This window comes from Paenibacillus sp. S28, from assembly GCF_016624415.1.
GTDB classification, from domain to species: domain Bacteria; phylum Bacillota; class Bacilli; order Paenibacillales; family Paenibacillaceae; genus Paenibacillus_AQ; species Paenibacillus_AQ favisporus.
Genome location: NZ_JACVTM010000011.1, coordinates 184,640 through 201,466, shown reverse-complemented (window position 1 = coordinate 201,466; position 16,827 = coordinate 184,640). Strand labels below are relative to the sequence as shown.

Genomic DNA, 16,827 nt, shown 5'->3' with positions numbered 1-16,827 from the left:
TATACTCACTCGTTGTTCAGTTTTCAAAGATCAAACTTCGTTTCGTTACCGGAAGCTCATCGCCTCAGCAACTTTTATAGTATATCATGCTCTCAGCAAGCTTGCAAGCTTTTTTTATATTTCTTTTAAAAAGCTGTGTTATCAACATCCTGCTTTAAGAGGGCAAGAAATAATATAACACAGCCATTAATATGAAGTCAACTATTTACGAAGAAATAATTTCGTTGATACATAACTGTCTTTGCTGAATCAGATTGATAATCTGTCCGTTGACAGAGACCATAGGCCGTGTCGGATGATTGCGGTCCGTGAAGACGATTTCTCCTATCTGATCATTGCTTAGTCGGACAACGGTACCGTTATGAAATTCTGTAACTTTGCTGATTAAAGTGCTGACGATACTTGGATCCAACTTACCAAAAGCTTCTGCATGAATTTGCTCCAGCACCAGGTACGGAGATTGGGCTTTCTGGTATACGCGATTCAGCGTCATGGCGTGGAATATATCAACGATGCCAACAATTTTCGCATAGATATGAATCTTGCCTCCATCCAGCCGGAGAGGATACCCTGTGCCGTCTACTTTTTCATGATGCTGCAGAGCAGCCAAGCGTACGCCCTCATTAATGGCTGTTACATTTTTAAGCAGTTGATAGCCGTAGGTGGTATGTCTCTTCATCTCTCCAACTTCCTCTGCGGTAAGAGGCTGTGGCTTGTACAATACGGCCGGATCGATTTTGAAGTTACCGATATCATGGAATAAGCCTGCAAAAGCAGCCTGCATCCAATCCTTCTGCTGTAACCCGACCCATCTGGCCAGCTGATAGGATGACAATGCACAAAGGACCGCGTGGTGATAAATATAGTCATACTCGCTCATGCTTCTTGGCGAAAAGGTTAATAAATTATAGTCCTTAATCTGTGAAATAAGTGCCTCCAGTTGGCCTCTGAGTTCAAAGATCGGGATCTCTGCCGCAATAACGGAAGGGTATGTGCTTTTTACCAGCTGAATCATTCTGTCATATTCCTCTAGAAAACTGGAACGTTGGACGGTTGTGACTGAGTCCTTTCCGGCCTGAACTGAAGGGACGCTCCGCTGCGGTATCGCCGCTCTGCTGTCAGCGGAACTCTTCGTTTCCTGCTCTCCGTTGTCAACGTCAACCGACTGCACCATAAATGCACGCAGGATTTCTAGGTCTCTCGGCAGCAGTACCGTTCCCTTCTGTAGCAGCAATCCGCCCAATGGCGTGTGAACATCCTTGGATAATTTAAAACCGGGTTTGATTTCTGTAATCGATACGCTGGCCATTGATCCATTCACTCATTTCCGACTCATATGGTGGTAATATACACCAATTATATTACGGATAAGAACGCTGTACAATCGCCTGCTTTCCATATGAAGCCAAGAAAAAAAAGCATGAATCTGATGGAATCAGACTCATGCTCTTAGCGTTTGCCGTATTAACGGAATTATTCTTCGTCCGGTGCCTCATCCGAAGCATCCGTCATTTCAGGTGCAGGTGCTCCGGTGTCGTCAGGCTCCGCGCCTTCTTCCGATCCGTTGCCGACCTCTTGCCCTTCGATCAAGACTACGTCTTCATCGTCCGGATCGTCGCTCTTATCGACGCGGCATACGGTCGCTACAGCATCATCCTCACGGATGTTAATCAGCTTCACGCCTTGCGTGTAGCGTCCCATCGTGGAGATTCCCTCCATGCTGGTTCGGATCAACGTGCCACTGGTGGTAATGATCATCAGGTCTTCCTCGGACTTCACGACCTTCAGCCCAACCACAGGTCCGTTCTTGTCCGTGACGTTGATGGTTTTAATCCCCTTACCGCCACGCGTTTGCGAACGGTAATCGCTGGCAGGGGTACGCTTGCCGTATCCCTTGGACGTTACGATCAGGACATCCAGCTCTTTATCGATGACGTCCATGCCGATCACCGAGTCGCCTTCATCCAGGGTAATCCCTTTAACCCCTGTCGCTCCGCGCCCCATCGACCGCACATCATGCTCAGAGAAGCGGATAGACATGCCGTGGGCTGTACCCATGATCATTTCCTGCTTACCATCCGTCAGCTTGACTTCAATCAAGCAGTCGTCTTCGCGCAAGTTGATCGCGATTAGGCCGCCTTTGCGGATATTCACGTAATCCTCAAGAGGCGTCTTCTTCACAACCCCGCTGCGGGTAACGAAGAACAGGTATTTGTCATCCTCAAACTCGGAGACCGGAATCACGGCATTGATCGTCTCTCCCTGTTCGATCTGAATGAGGTTAATAATCGCCGTTCCCCGGGCGGTACGGCCCAGTTCAGGAATTTCGTACGCCTTCAGGCGGTACACCTTACCCCGATCCGTGAAGAACATCAGGTAATTATGCGAGTTGGTGACGAAGAGATGCTCGACAAAGTCCTCATCCTTCATATCAAGCCCTGTTACCCCACGTCCGCCGCGTTTCTGGCTGCGATAGGTGTTAGCAGGCAAGCGTTTGATGTATCCGGTATGCGTGATCGTGATAACCACTTCTTCACGCGGAATCAGATCTTCATCCAAAATGCTCTCTTCACCAACGGTAATTTCGGTACGGCGCTCGTCGCCGAAGCGCTCTTTGATTTCTTGAAGCTCATTCGTAATAATGTCCAGAACAAGCTGCTCATTCGCGAGAATTTCGCGGTACTCGGCAATCTTCACCATAAGCTCCTGGTATTCGGCCTCGATCTTCTCGCGTTCCAAACCGGTCAGGCGCTGGAGTCTCATTTCCAGAATGGCCTGGGTCTGCTCAAGGCTTAGGCTGAAACGCTCTATCAAACGGTCACGGGCAATTTCCGTCGTCTGAGAAGAACGAATAATCGAGATGACTTCGTCCAGATGGTCGAGTGCGATTCGCAAGCCTTCCAAAATATGAGCGCGGGCTTCCGCCTTTTTCAGATCATATTCGGTCCGGCGGCGGATAACTTCAATCTGGTGCTGCAAATAATGGTACAGCGCATCGCGCAACGTCAGAACCTTCGGCTCCTTGTTCACGATCGCGAGCATGTTGATGCCGAACGTGGATTGCAGCGCCGTGTGTTTGTACAAATTATTCAGCATAACGCTCGGATTGACGTCACGGCGCAGCTCGATGACGATTCGCATACCGGTCCGGTCGGATTCGTCACGCAGATCGGTAATACCCTCGATTCTCTTCTCACGAACGAGCTCGGCGATTTTCTCGACCAAACGAGCTTTATTGACCTGGTAAGGAAGCTCGGTCACAATGATACGCGCCTTATTGTTGACTTCTTCAATCTCGGCTTTGGCCCGCATCGTGACGGATCCACGGCCAGTCTCATATGCCTGACGGATTCCCTGCCGACCTAAAATGAAGCCCCGGGTTGGGAAGTCAGGACCCTTGATATATTCCATCAATTCCAGTGACGTAATGTCGGGGTTCTTGATGAGCGCCTGCACGCCATCAATCACTTCACCCAAGTTATGCGGTGGAATATTGGTGGCCATGCCGACCGCGATTCCCGATACCCCATTGACCAGCAGGTTCGGATAACGTGCCGGAAGCACAACCGGCTCCAGTTCCTCGCCATCATAGTTTTCGGTAAAATCAATTGTCTCTTTGTTGATATCGCGCAGCATCTCGATGGCGATCTTGGAAAGACGAGCCTCGGTGTAACGCATGGCGGCTGCAAAGTCACCGTCAACGGAACCAAAGTTTCCATGGCCTTCAACAAGCATATAACGCATCGAAAAATCCTGTGCCATACGAACCATGGTCTCGTATACAGCCGAGTCACCATGCGGGTGATACTTACCGATGACCTCACCCACGATTCTCGCCGATTTCTTAAATGGTTTATCTGGATACATACCGAGCTCCGACATCGCGTACAGGATACGCCGGTGAACCGGCTTCATCCCGTCCCGCACATCCGGCAAAGCCCGGGAAACAATGACGCTCATCGCATAATCCATAAAGGATTCGCGCATTTCGTCGCGTATGTCCCGATCTTTGATTTGCGAGCCTCTTTCTTCCGCCATGGTGGACCTCCTCCAATTTCTATCAAACCACTAACATGTCTTTGCAGACGATTCATTTAGTACAGCAAATAAAAAATCAATATATGAGGAAAAACGTCTATCGACGTACAGTCTTTGCAGGCTGGGCCTAGCGCCCGTACTTCCGCAAAAGCTCCCATAACTTTCAGGCTTATGCAAAGCCTGTTAAAGTTCAATTCCTTCTTGCCCGAGCGAAACGAAAAGCGCATAACCGCAGGGCAGAAAAGGTGAAATCAACGGACGAGAATCCGCAAACCCACCAACCTTTATTATATTACTTTCACAAAAAGAGCACAATTAAACGTTTGAGCGCCACTGGCTCCGCAGCTGCCCAAGTTCCGTTTCTCTAGGGATTCGCCCGGCCTTCTGTGCCTTTTCCACATATACTGGTAGGGCAATAGGGACGCCTAGTGCTGTTTTGAGCAAACAAAACACCACATCTTTATATTATACCATTGTTTTGCTTGCTTGTCCTATGTTTTACGCCTGTGAACCGCGGAGAAGAAGCTCCGGCCGACAAGCACATAACAAGGCCAATCACGTAGAAAGGATGATATTTCTTGGCGATTCAACGTGTTGCAAGCAAATGGGCGAAAACCCAGGTCCTTTTACAGAATCAACAGGTATCTCCTTACATTCCCTTAACGCAAAAATATACACGCGCTACGCTGGGTAATATGCTTGAAAACACACCTCTTGTATACATTAAGCCGGACCGCGGCACATACGGCAACGGGGTCATGAACGTACAGCGGCACGGTGAACCTGACGCTCCAGCTGGCGAGCAGCCCGCCGAGGGATCTCCCCACACTGGAGTGGAATATACCTTGCGCTACGGCATACGCTCCGAGACGTACGCGAACCTTGATGCGCTGCATCAGGCCATACACAGGCACACAAGAGGAAAGTTTTATATTATTCAGCAGGGAATCGTGACTTTGAAGTATGAGGAGCGCCAGTTTGATCTGAGAATCCTGACCCAAAGAACACCATACCGCAATTGGGAAACGACAGGGATCATCGGCCGGGTGGCCGCTAAGGACATGATCATCACGAACTACCACGGTGGAGGTTCCGTACGCCTGCTGAACGAACTGCTCGAGGGGAACGTAAGCCCTGAAGAAGCTCCTCACTTGGAACGAAAGCTTTATGAGCTGGGTGTAGCCACTGCACAGCAGCTGCAGACCAAATTCCCCGGTATCAAGGAGATTGGCCTCGACGTAGCCATCGACGAGCAGCTCAACCCCTGGATCCTTGAAGTGAATACGCTCCCGGCCATCTTTCCGTTTAAAAAGTTCTTCAAGGATAAAAGCATTTACCGCCGCATAGAACGGTATGCGATCAACTATGGGAGGCTCCCCGGCAGAAGTAAACGGAGAGGCAGCTATTAACAAAAACAAGAGAAGCTCCGGTTCCGGAAACTTCTCTTGTTTTGTCTGTCTATATCATCTTGGGCTGGACTCACCAACAAGTTAAGGTGGGCTTCAAGCTTAAATGTCCAGATTTTTAACTGTTTTTGCGTGTTCGTGAATAAAATCACGCCGCGGTTCAACGCTGTCACCCATTAGGGTGTCGAAAATAAGGTCTGCCTGCATGGCGTCTTCAATCGTCACCTGCAGCATGGTGCGGCTCTCCGGATCCATGGTTGTCTCCCACAGCTGTTCCGGATTCATCTCTCCCAGACCTTTATACCGCTGGATATTAATTTTGGATCCCTCTCCGAACTCAGCGATGATTTCATCGCGCTCCTTCTCGGAACCGGCATAACGGACCGTCTTGTTGCGCTCAATTTTGAAGAGCGGCGGCTGCGCGATGTATACGTATCCCGCTTCCAGCAGCTGGCGCATGTACCGGTAGAAGAAGGTCAGCAGCAGCGTGCGAATGTGCGCGCCGTCGACATCGGCGTCGGTCATGATAATGAGCTTGTGATACCGAGCCTTGCTGAGGTCGAAGTCTTCGTCGCCAATGCCCGTACCCATCGCCGTTACGATCGCCCGGATCTCCAAATTAGACAAAATGCGGTCAAGACGCGCCTTCTCAACGTTCAGGATTTTACCGCGGATCGGCAAAATCGCCTGGAAATGCCGGTCGCGTCCCTGCTTGGCGGATCCGCCGGCAGAGTCCCCTTCGACGATGTACAGCTCGCAAATGGACGCATCCTTCGAGGAGCAGTCCGCCAGCTTGCCGGGAAGGGCGCTGACTTCAAGCGCACTCTTGCGGCGCGTCAACTCACGGGCTTTACGTGCAGCTTCGCGCGCACGGGATGCCTGCAGCGCCTTTTCCAAGATCCGCCGGGATACGGCAGGATTCTCTTCCAGGAACTCGGACAGCTTCTCGGAGAAGAGCGATTCCACGATGCCGCGGACTTCACTGTTGCCGAGTTTGGTTTTCGTCTGGCCTTCGAACTGCGGCTCCGGAATTTTGACCGAAATAATGGCTGTCAGGCCCTCGCGCACATCGTCGCCGGACAGATTGGAGCCGTCTTTGACGAGGCCGCTCTTGCGGCAATATTCGTTAATAATCCGGGTCAAGGCGCTCTTGAAGCCGGATTCGTGGGTTCCGCCCTCATGCGTATTGATATTGTTCGCAAAAGAATAAATGTTCTCGGTGTAGCTCTCATTGTACTGCAGCGCGATCTCCGCCTGAATGTTGTCACGCGAGCCCTCTACATAGATCGGCGTTTCATGAAGAACTTCCTTTTTCTCATTCAGGAACTTGACGTATTCGATAATACCGCCCTCGTACTTGAAGTAGTTGGAAGCCCCCGTGCGCTCATCGGTCAGCGTCAAAGCAATGCCTTTGTTCAAAAAGGCCAGCTCGCGAATCCGCGTCAAGAGAGTATTATAGTCATACTCTGTTGTCTCCGTGAAAATTTCCGGATCGGGCAGGAAGGTAACGGTCGTACCGTGCTCGTCGGTATCCCCGATGACTTTGACGTCATACTGGGGCACGCCGCGATGGTATTCCTGCTGATAGATATGCCCATTCAACCTTACTTGGACAACGACCTTGGTGGATAGTGCGTTAACGACGGATACACCAACGCCGTGCAGGCCGCCGGATACCTTATATCCCCCGCCGCCGAACTTACCACCGGCATGAAGCACGGTCATGACGACCTCAAGGGTCGACTTTTTCAATTTCTCGTTCTCACCAACCGGAATACCGCGCCCGTTGTCGACAACCGTGATGCTGTTATCCTTGTGGACAATGACTTCGATATGGTCGCATACGCCCGCCATCGCCTCGTCGATACTGTTGTCCACCACTTCCCAGACCAGGTGATGGAGTCCTTTGACGCTGGTCGATCCGATATACATGCCCGGCCGTTTGCGGACGGCTTCCAGACCCTCCAGAACCTGAATCTGACTCTCATCATATTGCGGTTGATTCATAGACATGCCTGTCACCTACTTCTATATATTCTACGTTTGCTGATTGGAGTGTACCTGCGTTCACAGTGTCCTAAGCGTTGGCGAAGAAGACATTCGCCCGCTTCTTAAGCGTGGATGAGGAAATTGGAGAGTAATAGACGGTGCTCTTCGTCACGACGATGGATTTGGCTTCCTCTTCGCCAATGTACTCCACGTTCTTTTCCTGCCGGGCATGGCTTACAAACTGCTTGGATATTTTGGAGGATTTCTCGATCGAAATGTCAAAGATCGCAACCAGCTCTGCAGAACGGATGATTTTTTCACCGCCCAGATGGATATACATAACCATTCCCCATTCCTTAAGAATTGACCTGTCCCGCATGAACATGATAGATGTTCGCGTTCTTCAGTTTATCGGCATTCAAACTTTCGATTCCCGTCGCCGTGATAAAGGTCTGAACCTTGCTCTGAAAAGTCTCAATCAATTGCGTTTGCCGGTAAGGATCAAGCTCGGACAGCACATCATCCAGCAAGAGCACCGGATACTCTCCGATCTCCTCCTGGATCAGTTCGATTTCAGCCAGTTTAAGAGACAGAGCGGTCGTTCTCTGCTGTCCCTGTGAACCGTACGTATGAACTTCCTTGCCGTTAATGAAAAAGGCCATGTCGTCGCGGTGAGGCCCGGCAAGGGTCATCCCGCGGCGCACTTCTTGATCCTTCACTTGTGATAACTTTAACATAAATTGTTCAAAAAGATAAGCTTCATCTTCCTCCTCGGCGTCGCCAAACGACGGCTGATAGACAAGCTTCAGCGATTCCCCGCCGCTTGTGATGCCTTGGTGGATCGTTTCCGCCCACTTCTGCAGCTTTATTATGAATTGTTTCCTCTTTTTGATGATTTTAACACCGTGCTCCACGAGCTGCTGATCCCAGATTTCCAGCATGCCCGGCTTCACGCTGTCTTTCCCCCACATCTGTTTCAACAGGTTGTTCCGCTGGTTAAGAACTTTCTGGTACTGCTGCAAATGATAGAGATATCCCGGTTGGACCTGGCCGATCTCCATATCAAGGAACCGCCGGCGGATGCCCGGTGTGCCTTTCACAATTTCCAAATCTTCCGGGGCAAACATCACCACGTTCAGCGCACCGATAAAATCGCTCAGCTTCCGCTGCTCGAGTCCGTTAATCTTCGCCTTCTTCCCCTGTGGGGACATCGTCAAATCGAGGGTAAGCGGACCGTACTTCTTATCCACAACCGCGGACAGATGCGCGCTTCCTCCTTCAAACGAAATCAGCTCCCGATCTTTGGAGGTCCGGTGACTTTTGGTTAATGCCAACACAAAAATAGCCTCCAGCAAATTGGTTTTGCCTTGGGCATTTTGTCCGATCAGCAGATTTACGTCTCCAAAAGAATCCAGCTGCAGCTTCTCGTAGTTGCGATAATGCTGCAGACTGATATTTTTAACAAACACGCCTTATCCTCCCCATCTTCGCCGGCCGCCGCCGACAGCAGCGGCCTGGGGGCACTTTATGCCTCTTGTGCTACCACAAATTCGCCGCAGTCCGTCACTTTGACCTGATCGCCCGGATACAGCTTCCGCCCCCGGCGGTCTTCCGGCTCCCCGTTTACAGTCACCATGTTCTCCGCCAGCAGAGCTTTGGCCATCCCCCCTGTGGATACGCAGGTGGCGAGCTTCAGAAATTGATCAAGCTTAATATATTCACTGTGGATAACTATTTTGTTCATCAGGAATCCTTTCGCTGTGGACAAGTTTTGCTTAGTTGGTGGTCCGATACGGAAGAATAACGTACAGGCTTTGGCTGTCATCCACCGGCTTCAGAATGATCGGGCTCATGATGCCGGTAAAGGCAATTTTGAGCTGCTCGCTTTCCACCACTTTCAGCACGTCCAGCATATATTTCGAGTTAAACGAGATTTTCAGAGGTTCCCCTTTAAAATCAATCACGTCCAGCTCTTCGCGCACTTTACCCAGTTCCGACGAGCTGGAAGAAATTTCGATACCGCCATGCTCCATCGTCTGCAGGCGTACGATATTCGTCTTCTCCTCTCTGGAGAGCAAATAAGCGCGGTCGATCGACTCGCTTAATTTTTTTGTGTCCAAAACCAGTTCTGTTTTGTAGTTTGTCGGAATAATCCTAGAAGTATCCGGATAAATGCCGTCCAGGATGCGGGAATAGAACAGGACCCGGTCGATCTTGAACAGCACCTGGTTGTCGGCCACGACGATATCGACCAGCGTATTCTGGTCGGGAATGATTTTGCTCAGCTCGTTCAGCGTCTTACCGGCAATAACGACATTGTGAAACTTCACTTCGTCGGCCCCTTCCAAATGAGCGGAGCGGGTGGCCAGGCGGTGTCGGTCGGTAGCGGTAAACTTCAGCTCGTTTTGATCCAGGTTCCACAGAACCCCCGTCAGGATCGGCGTCGTCTCATGCGTAGAAATGGAAAAACCGGTTTGGCGGATCATGTTTTTGAGAAGCGCTCCCGGCAGGGAAACCGTTTGGTTCCCCTCGATATCAGGCAGCACCGGGAATTCTTCCGGATCCAGTCCAACCATCTGAATTTCGGTGGCTCCTGAGGAGATAAAGGTTTGAAACTGGTCTTTGACCTCCATTTGAATTTCCTGAGAAGGCAGCTTCTTGATAATTTCCACGAAAAATTTGGCCGGCAGCACGACGCTGCCCGGTTGTTCAACCGTGACGATAGTGCGTTCGCTATCTTCCACGGGAATAAAGGACTGAATGGAAATATCGGTGTCGCTGGCTGTGAGGGTAACTCCCGAATGATTCACGTCCAGCTTGATGCCGGACAAGATCGGAATGGTGGTTCGGCTTGATATCGCCTTGGATACGTGCTGGATGGATTCGTTAAGAACGTTTTTAAGGATGCTGATTTTCATAGTTTCACTCCTAGCAGGAAATTCGGATTGCAAGACTACTCCGGTATGCCGGCTGCGTGCAGCCTATTATGAATATTATTTTATTTAAATAATATAGTAATAGCAGTAGGCGCACTGAATTTGTGGATAAGTTCAAAAACCTCAATAAAATCAAGCCTATTCACATGTGTATAGATTGTGCATAGGCTTTGAACTTGTTCAGGTTGGATTTTTGATTTTTTCCGTGATGTTATTGATGACTTTGAACAGATCCTGGTCCTCTTTCAGAGACTGGGATATTTTCTCGTGGGCATGGATGACGGTCGTATGGTCTCTTCCCCCGAAGGCCTCGCCGATTTTGGGCAGCGAGAAATCTGTCAGTTCCCTGGACAAGTACATGGCGATCTGTCTTGGAAAAGCGACGGCCTTAGTCCGTTTCCGCGCTTTGAAATCCTCAAGCTTCAAGTTGTAGTACTCCCCGACCTTCTGCTGAATGTCCTGAATGGTGATCATCTTCGGTCTGCTGGACGGGATGATATCCTTCAGCGCTTCGGCAGCCAGATGCGTGGTCACGTCCTGATTGGTCAGCGAGGAATAGGCGACAACGCGAATCAGCGCCCCTTCTAGCTCCCTGATGTTCGTGTCGATCTGATTGGCGATATACATCATCGCTTCATTCGGAATATCGAGATTCTCAGCCTTGGCCTTCTTCCGCAGGATCGCGATCCGCGTCTCCAGGTCCGGCGGCTGGATATCCGTAATCAGCCCCCATTCAAAGCGCGAGCGCAGCCGATCCTCCAGCGTCGGGATTTCCTTGGGCGGCCGGTCGCTTGAGATGATGATCTGCTTCTGTTCCTCATGCAGGGCGTTGAACGTATGGAAAAATTCCTCCTGTGTCGACTCCTTGCCCGCCAGAAACTGAATATCGTCAATCAGCAAAATGTCGACGTTCCGATACTTGTTGCGGAAACTCTCGGCCCGGTTGTCACGGATTGAGTTGATGAATTCATTCGTAAATTTCTCGGAAGAGATATATACGACCCGGCTGGCGGGATTGTGCTCCAGAATGTAGTGTCCGATCGCATGCATCAAGTGGGTTTTGCCAAGCCCTACCCCTCCATACAAAAACAAAGGGTTGTACGCCTTCGCCGGCGCTTCCGCGACAGCCAAAGAGGCCGCGTGCGCAAACCGGTTGCCCGAACCGATGACGAATGTGTCAAATGTATATTTCGGGTTAAGCATATGGGTTAGAGCCTCGTCAGGGGTCGCCTGAGGCATGGGCGCGGGCTGCTGTGGGGTGAGTTCGGCAGGCTTGTTCTCCTCGATAACGAATTTCACTTCAACCTGCTTCCCCAACACTTCATAGATGGTGGAGCTAACGAGTTTTGTGTAGCGGCTTTCCAGCCATTCGACAGCAAATGTGGTTGGAGCGGAAATTACGATGGAATGCTCGCTCATTTGTATCGCTTTGGTTGCTTTAAACCAGGTGTCAAAACTCGGCTTGCTGAGCTTGGTATGAATAATTGATAGGATTTGCTGCCATAATTCGGAAGTATGGCTGTCCACAGACTGTCACTCCTTTAAATCTTCCAAATGTGGCTGGGATCGAGCCATGAGTGGAAATGTCGAAAAAAGATGAATGGTGCAGAATATATCCCCAGTTTCAAAAACGGGGGGAAAATAAAAAAAGTGGACAAATTGAAATTGTTCACAAGTTTATCCACAGCTTGTTGATAATATATGGGGTGAAATCACATATTCACATCCAAAAACAATATAATCATAGCAAAAGAACGCCCGTTTATCAATGAAATGGCTGAAATTATCCACAAATTCAATAAGTTGTGTATAATTATTATTCACACCACTATATATTGTTTATAACGTGTTTAATTTTCGACAGCATCTCCCAAAATAAAAAATCAGTTGTGCACAGGTTATGCCGGATCTTAGAATTTTATTGCGAACGATGTGAACAAGTGGATAAATCCGAATTGTGGATTTTTCAGGTTTGTTGGCCGGGGGCTGTGGGAAACTCGGATTGCTGGATTTTAAAATGAGATGATGTAGTTTAACGAAATGCCATCGAATGACAAGGGAATGCCAGGAGAAGGTGTCCACAGAAATCCAAAGGCGATAAGAAGGATGGAGCGTTTAACGCTGCTGACGAAGATGGGGATGAAGCGGTGAAGCTGGCGTTCCAGATCAGACGGATCGAGAAGTGGGAGAGAGAAGCAGTAAAAAGAGGGAGAAGAGCGATCGCAGGGATTCAAATTCCGGAAAGTGGGGGAGCAGGTTTGAGTTGACTTTTGGGCCTGTTCATGATTAAATGTATAAAGGCATTTTCTGTGTTGAATGAAAATGAATATTTAACCATAAAGGTTATGAAATCCTGTAAGGGGGTGTGCAATACATGAGACCGACATTTAAACCGAATGTAAGCAAGCGCAAAAAGGTGCATGGTTTCCGGAAAAGAATGAGCACGAAAAACGGCCGCAAAGTGCTGGCAGCTCGTCGTCAGAAGGGCAGAAAAGTACTAAGCGCGTAAATTTCGTACATGAAGACCACCGAGGTGGTCTTTTTTTCATAAGAAAACGTCTATCGGCGTACAAAAATGAGTTTTCCCTTTCATTTCTACAGATTTTTTCTAGAAAAAGAGGGAGAAGCGGACCTTTTCGCCGAGTAGAAGATGTAGATACGTCCCGATCCCGAAGAAATGAAAGAGGACGGGCCGTGCTCAGAGAAGTGCTCACGGTTCTTATTGTGGTTTATATCTCACAAATGATGACCATACTAGGAAGTGGAATATTGCTATATATTATATGAAGCAAAATTTCGAATGCTGATATTTTTGAAGGAAAGGCCGCTGTACATCGGGATGGCGGGCAGCAAGCAGGGGATATTCGTGCATAAAAGTTTACGTTTACGAAACCGGGCTGACTTCAGCCGCGTATATAGGCATGGGAAGTCATTTGCCAATTACCAATTCGTCGTGTATTGGTTCCGCAAAAAAGAGGTAGAGAAGTTCCGCGTCGGCATATCCGTCAGCAAGAAAGTCGGCAACGCCGTTGTACGCAACCGGATGCGAAGACTGGTCAAGGAGATTATGCGCCACCATGAAGACAAGCTGATCGAGCATGTCGATCTTGTATTTATTGTAAGAAAAGGCGCCGTTGAAATGTCCTATAAAGACCTTGAAAAAAGCGTTCTGCACGTGCTGCGGAAAGCGTCGCTGCTGAAGCCTCCGGGGCGCTGAATGCTGGTTTCTTTGTCCAATTAATTATGGTATGATTTACGGTGAATGGAAGCGTTAAGAGAGGGGTTATGAAGTGTCGCTACTTAAGACTAGCCGAGGCAGGAAATGGATCCTCCTCATCGCTGTGATGATGCTCGCAGTGGTTGTTTTAGCTGGGTGCGGAACAGGCAACACTGTGACGCATACTACAGAAGAAATGAAGAACGGCGGCTTTTGGCAGGCTAACGTCGTTTATTATTTCTCGCTCGCATTAGATACGTTCGCCGGTTGGTTTGGCGGAGCTTACGGCTTAGCCGTCCTCGTGATGGTGATTATCGTCCGTACGATTATTCTGCCGTTATCCATTAAGCAGGTTAGAAGTTCCAAGGCGATGCAAGCGATTCAGCCTGAACTTGCAAAGATAAAAGAGAAGTTTAAGGATCAGCCGGAGAAACAGCAGCAGGAAACGATGAAGCTGTTTCAGGAGAACAAGGTTAATCCGATGGCGGGATGTCTGCCGCTGATTATCCAAATGCCGGTTTTTATCGCACTCTATAATTCCATCGTGTACAACTCGCATCTTCGTGACCACTCGTTCCTGTGGCTCCAATTGGGTAAGCCGGACCATACGTTCATCCTGCCGCTGCTGGCTGCTGCAACGACATTCCTGCAGTCCCGCATGATGATGAAGATGAACCCGAGCCCGCAGCAGGGTGCCATGCAATTTATGATGCTGGTGTATCCGGTTTTGATTTTCTTCATGTCTTACCAGTTCCCATCCGCACTGCCGTTGTACTGGATTTACAGTAACCTGTACACCATTATCCAGAACTACTTCCTGTATCGTAACAACAATACGACTGCGAACGTAGCCGCCGTTTCTTCTGCTGGAGGAAGCGCAAATGCCAAGTCTGGCAACAAAGGCAGTAGCAACAAAGGCGGTAAAGGAAATAGCAAAGGGAAGAAGGGGGCAAAAAAATCTAAATGAGCAAAGTCGTCGCTTCAGGAAAAACCGTTGAAGATGCTGTAAACCAAGGGCTGGCCCAGCTTGGGGTAAGCCGCGACCGGGTCACGGTCCAAATCGTATCGCAGCCGTCAAAAGGATTCCTGGGACTGATCGGTGTCAAGGAAGCAAAGGTGGAACTTACACTGCTGCCTGAGCCCGCACCGGAACCAGTGGAGACGGCGAAACCTTTGCCACTAGATTTACATGAACCCGAAGCTTCCATAGAGGAAGAAGAGAAAGACCCTTACGAAACGGCTGCCGAGTTTATCATTGACGTCGGAAAGAGCATGGGACTGGATGTGAGCGTTGAAATCCAGCACGCGAGGGATGCTACGACACTTCATATTTTCGGTCCCGATTTGGGACTGATCATCGGCAGAAGAGGACAAACCCTCGACGCCTTGCAGTATTTGGCCAACATTGTGGCGAACCGGGTTTCAAGCAGTTACGTGCGGCTTGTGCTCGATGCTGAGAACTTCCGGGAGCGCCGGAAGAAGACCCTGGAGGATTTGGCCGACCGGTTGGCGGGACGGGTGATTCGGACCCATAAAGAAGTCGTTCTTGAACCGATGTCCCCGCAGGAGCGGAAGGTGATCCATTCCAGGCTGCAGGATCATCCGCAGGTGAAGACCTACAGTAAAGGGGAAGAGCCCAACCGGCGCGTAGTCATTACGATAAAGTAAAGAGAGACCTGTACAATGACTTTATTGAGCTTACCTTTAGCTTATGAAGTCATTGTTTTTTTTGAATCTTGAATGGGTTCACCGGGAGGCACCGGGTACAGCCGTCGCAGGTCTTGATACGTCTTGTTATGGCAACAATAGAGCTAACAGAAACGGATGAACGTTTAATATAGAAAAAAGAGGTGACAGCCTTGCTTACAGATACAATCGCAGCGATATCGACAGCTGTAGGGGAAGCGGGAATTGCCGTTATCCGCGTGAGCGGACCGGACTCGATTTCTGAGGTCGAGCGGATTTTTCACAGCAAAACGGCGTTAACGAAGGCGGAGTCGCATACGGTTCATTATGGGCATATCGTCGACCCGGACACCCAGGAGCGGGTGGAGGAGGTGCTTGTCACCGTGATGCGGGCGCCGCGGTCTTTTACCACGGAAGATGTGGTGGAGATCAGCACGCACGGCGGCGTGATTTCGGTCAAACGGGTGATGGATCTGCTTCTGCAGCTGGAGATCCGTCTGGCCGAGCCGGGCGAGTTCACCAAGCGGGCCTTTTTGAACGGTCGGATCGACCTTTCCCAGGCCGAAGCGGTGATTGACCTAATCCGGTCCAAGTCGGACCGTGCCTTCTCGATCGCATTGAAGCAGGTAGAGGGATCTTTGTCCCAGAAAATCGGGGAGCTGCGCCACACCTTGGTGGAAACGATGGCTCACATCGAAGTCAATATCGATTACCCGGAGCATGATGTGGAATCGCTGACGGCAGAGTTCATTAAGCAGAAAAGCAGCGAAGTTATGGAAGGCATTCAGAAGCTGCTGAAGACTGCTGAAGAAGGGAAGATTTTACGCGAGGGCATCACCACGGCGATTGTCGGACGTCCAAACGTGGGCAAGTCTTCGCTGCTGAATGCGCTGGCGCATACGAACCGTGCCATTGTGACCGATATTCCAGGCACGACGCGGGATGTCATCGAGGAGTTCGTCACGATCAACAACATTCCACTCAAGCTGCTGGACACGGCAGGAATTCGGGAAACGATGGACGTCGTGGAGAAAATCGGTGTGGAGCGCTCGAAGCATGCGGTCACAGAAGCCGATCTCATCCTGCTCGTGCTGAATGCAAGCGAACCGCTGCATGAGGACGAACTGGAATTAATGGAACAAATCCGTGGTAGACAATCCATCGTCATTATGAATAAAATGGACTTACCTTCGCAATTGGACAGAGATCTGCTGTCCAGGTACTATCCGGATGAATTGATCGTCCCGATGTCGGTAATGACCGAAGAGGGGATCGATCTTTTGGAAAAAGCGATTTCATCGCTCTTTTTCAGCGGGAAGCTGGAGTCGGGCGATCTGACTTATGTCAGCAACGTTCGGCATATCGCTCTCCTTAAAAAGGCGTACAAATCGCTTCAGGATGCCTACGAAGCGGCGGATCAGTTCATTCCGATCGACATGATCCAGATCGATGTCCGTCTTGCTTGGGAACAGCTTGGTGAGATCACAGGCGATACAGCGGCCGAAACGCTGCTGGATCAAATTTTCTCCCAGTTCTGTTTAGGTAAATAAGTCGT

Annotated in this window: 14 protein-coding genes; 6 read left to right on the top strand and 8 right to left on the bottom strand. The window is 49.8% G+C overall.

The window, feature by feature from the left end:
* Positions 1 to 205: 205 nt before the first annotated feature.
* Both IAE55_RS24280 and gyrA read right to left on the bottom strand, forming a co-directional pair.
* Positions 206 to 1,309, bottom strand: a complete 1,104-nt coding sequence (locus tag IAE55_RS24280; RefSeq protein WP_105445357.1) for an HD-GYP domain-containing protein — start codon at positions 1,307 to 1,309, stop codon at positions 206 to 208.
* A 164-nt stretch (positions 1,310 to 1,473) separates the two neighbouring features.
* On the bottom strand, positions 1,474 to 4,038 hold the full coding sequence (gene gyrA / locus IAE55_RS24275) for a DNA gyrase subunit A (RefSeq protein WP_200634113.1): 2,565 nt from the start codon (positions 4,036 to 4,038) through the stop codon (positions 1,474 to 1,476).
* Positions 4,039 to 4,616: 578 nt separating this feature from the next.
* Here gyrA and IAE55_RS24270 point away from each other — a divergent pair.
* Positions 4,617 to 5,447 carry a YheC/YheD family protein gene (locus IAE55_RS24270; RefSeq protein WP_145162231.1) on the top strand — a complete coding sequence of 277 codons (831 nt, stop codon included), beginning with the start codon at positions 4,617 to 4,619 and terminating at the stop codon, positions 5,445 to 5,447.
* A 99-nt stretch (positions 5,448 to 5,546) separates the two neighbouring features.
* Here the strand turns inward: IAE55_RS24270 and gyrB are convergent, their stop codons facing one another.
* The 6 genes from gyrB to dnaA all read right to left on the bottom strand — a co-directional run bounded on the left by gyrB (position 5,547) and on the right by dnaA (position 11,896).
* Positions 5,547 to 7,457, bottom strand: a complete 1,911-nt coding sequence (gene gyrB, locus IAE55_RS24265; RefSeq protein WP_145162234.1) for a DNA topoisomerase (ATP-hydrolyzing) subunit B — start codon at positions 7,455 to 7,457, stop codon at positions 5,547 to 5,549.
* A gap of 64 nt (positions 7,458 to 7,521) precedes the next feature.
* Positions 7,522 to 7,773, bottom strand: coding sequence for an extracellular matrix regulator RemB (remB, locus tag IAE55_RS24260; protein WP_076172512.1), 252 nt, complete (start codon positions 7,771 to 7,773; stop codon positions 7,522 to 7,524).
* A 16-nt stretch (positions 7,774 to 7,789) separates the two neighbouring features.
* Positions 7,790 to 8,902, bottom strand: a complete 1,113-nt coding sequence (gene recF / locus IAE55_RS24255) for a DNA replication/repair protein RecF (RefSeq protein WP_116233178.1) — start codon at positions 8,900 to 8,902, stop codon at positions 7,790 to 7,792.
* 56 nt (positions 8,903 to 8,958) lie between these two features.
* Positions 8,959 to 9,177: a S4 domain-containing protein YaaA gene (yaaA, locus tag IAE55_RS24250; protein WP_200634112.1), complete on the bottom strand. Its 219-nt coding sequence runs from the start codon at positions 9,175 to 9,177 to the stop codon at positions 8,959 to 8,961.
* A gap of 31 nt (positions 9,178 to 9,208) precedes the next feature.
* Positions 9,209 to 10,351, bottom strand: a complete 1,143-nt coding sequence (gene dnaN, locus IAE55_RS24245) for a DNA polymerase III subunit beta (protein WP_105445360.1) — start codon at positions 10,349 to 10,351, stop codon at positions 9,209 to 9,211.
* A 198-nt stretch (positions 10,352 to 10,549) separates the two neighbouring features.
* A complete protein-coding gene (gene dnaA / locus IAE55_RS24240) occupies positions 10,550 to 11,896 on the bottom strand; it encodes a chromosomal replication initiator protein DnaA (RefSeq protein ID WP_145162237.1) in 1,347 nt (448 codons plus the stop codon).
* A gap of 847 nt (positions 11,897 to 12,743) precedes the next feature.
* Here dnaA and rpmH point away from each other — a divergent pair.
* The 5 genes from rpmH to mnmE all read left to right on the top strand — a co-directional run bounded on the left by rpmH (position 12,744) and on the right by mnmE (position 16,822).
* Positions 12,744 to 12,878: a 50S ribosomal protein L34 gene (gene rpmH / locus IAE55_RS24235; protein ID WP_068778604.1), complete on the top strand. Its 135-nt coding sequence runs from the start codon at positions 12,744 to 12,746 to the stop codon at positions 12,876 to 12,878.
* Positions 12,879 to 13,235: 357 nt separating this feature from the next.
* Positions 13,236 to 13,586: a ribonuclease P protein component gene (rnpA, locus tag IAE55_RS24230; protein WP_076172607.1), complete on the top strand. Its 351-nt coding sequence runs from the start codon at positions 13,236 to 13,238 to the stop codon at positions 13,584 to 13,586.
* A gap of 73 nt (positions 13,587 to 13,659) precedes the next feature.
* Positions 13,660 to 14,553, top strand: a complete 894-nt coding sequence (locus IAE55_RS24225; protein ID WP_200634111.1) for a YidC/Oxa1 family membrane protein insertase — start codon at positions 13,660 to 13,662, stop codon at positions 14,551 to 14,553.
* Entirely contained in the window at positions 14,550 to 15,254 is a 705-nt protein-coding gene (jag, locus tag IAE55_RS24220) for an RNA-binding cell elongation regulator Jag/EloR (protein WP_105445364.1), read from the top strand. Before IAE55_RS24225 ends, jag begins: the two co-directional genes overlap by 4 nt.
* Positions 15,255 to 15,445: 191 nt before the next feature.
* A complete protein-coding gene (gene mnmE, locus IAE55_RS24215) occupies positions 15,446 to 16,822 on the top strand; it encodes a tRNA uridine-5-carboxymethylaminomethyl(34) synthesis GTPase MnmE (protein ID WP_105445365.1) in 1,377 nt (458 codons plus the stop codon).
* Positions 16,823 to 16,827: the final 5 nt, after the last annotated feature.

What these genes read in the sequence shown, in the direction of transcription:
- IAE55_RS24280 (WP_105445357.1), bottom strand. Translation starts at nt 1,309, where the DNA reads ATGGCCAGCGTATCGATTACAGAAATCAAACCCGGTTTTAAATTATCC.
- gyrA (WP_200634113.1), bottom strand. Translation starts at nt 4,038, where the DNA reads ATGGCGGAAGAAAGAGGCTCGCAAATCAAAGATCGGGACATACGCGAC.
- gyrB (WP_145162234.1), bottom strand. Translation starts at nt 7,457, where the DNA reads ATGTCTATGAATCAACCGCAATATGATGAGAGTCAGATTCAGGTTCTG.
- remB (WP_076172512.1), bottom strand. Translation starts at nt 7,773, where the DNA reads ATGTATATCCATCTGGGCGGTGAAAAAATCATCCGTTCTGCAGAGCTG.
- yaaA (WP_200634112.1), bottom strand. Translation starts at nt 9,177, where the DNA reads ATGAACAAAATAGTTATCCACAGTGAATATATTAAGCTTGATCAATTT.
- dnaN (WP_105445360.1), bottom strand. Translation starts at nt 10,351, where the DNA reads ATGAAAATCAGCATCCTTAAAAACGTTCTTAACGAATCCATCCAGCAC.
- rpmH (WP_068778604.1), top strand. Translation starts at nt 12,744, where the DNA reads ATGAGACCGACATTTAAACCGAATGTAAGCAAGCGCAAAAAGGTGCAT.
- jag (WP_105445364.1), top strand. Translation starts at nt 14,550, where the DNA reads ATGAGCAAAGTCGTCGCTTCAGGAAAAACCGTTGAAGATGCTGTAAAC.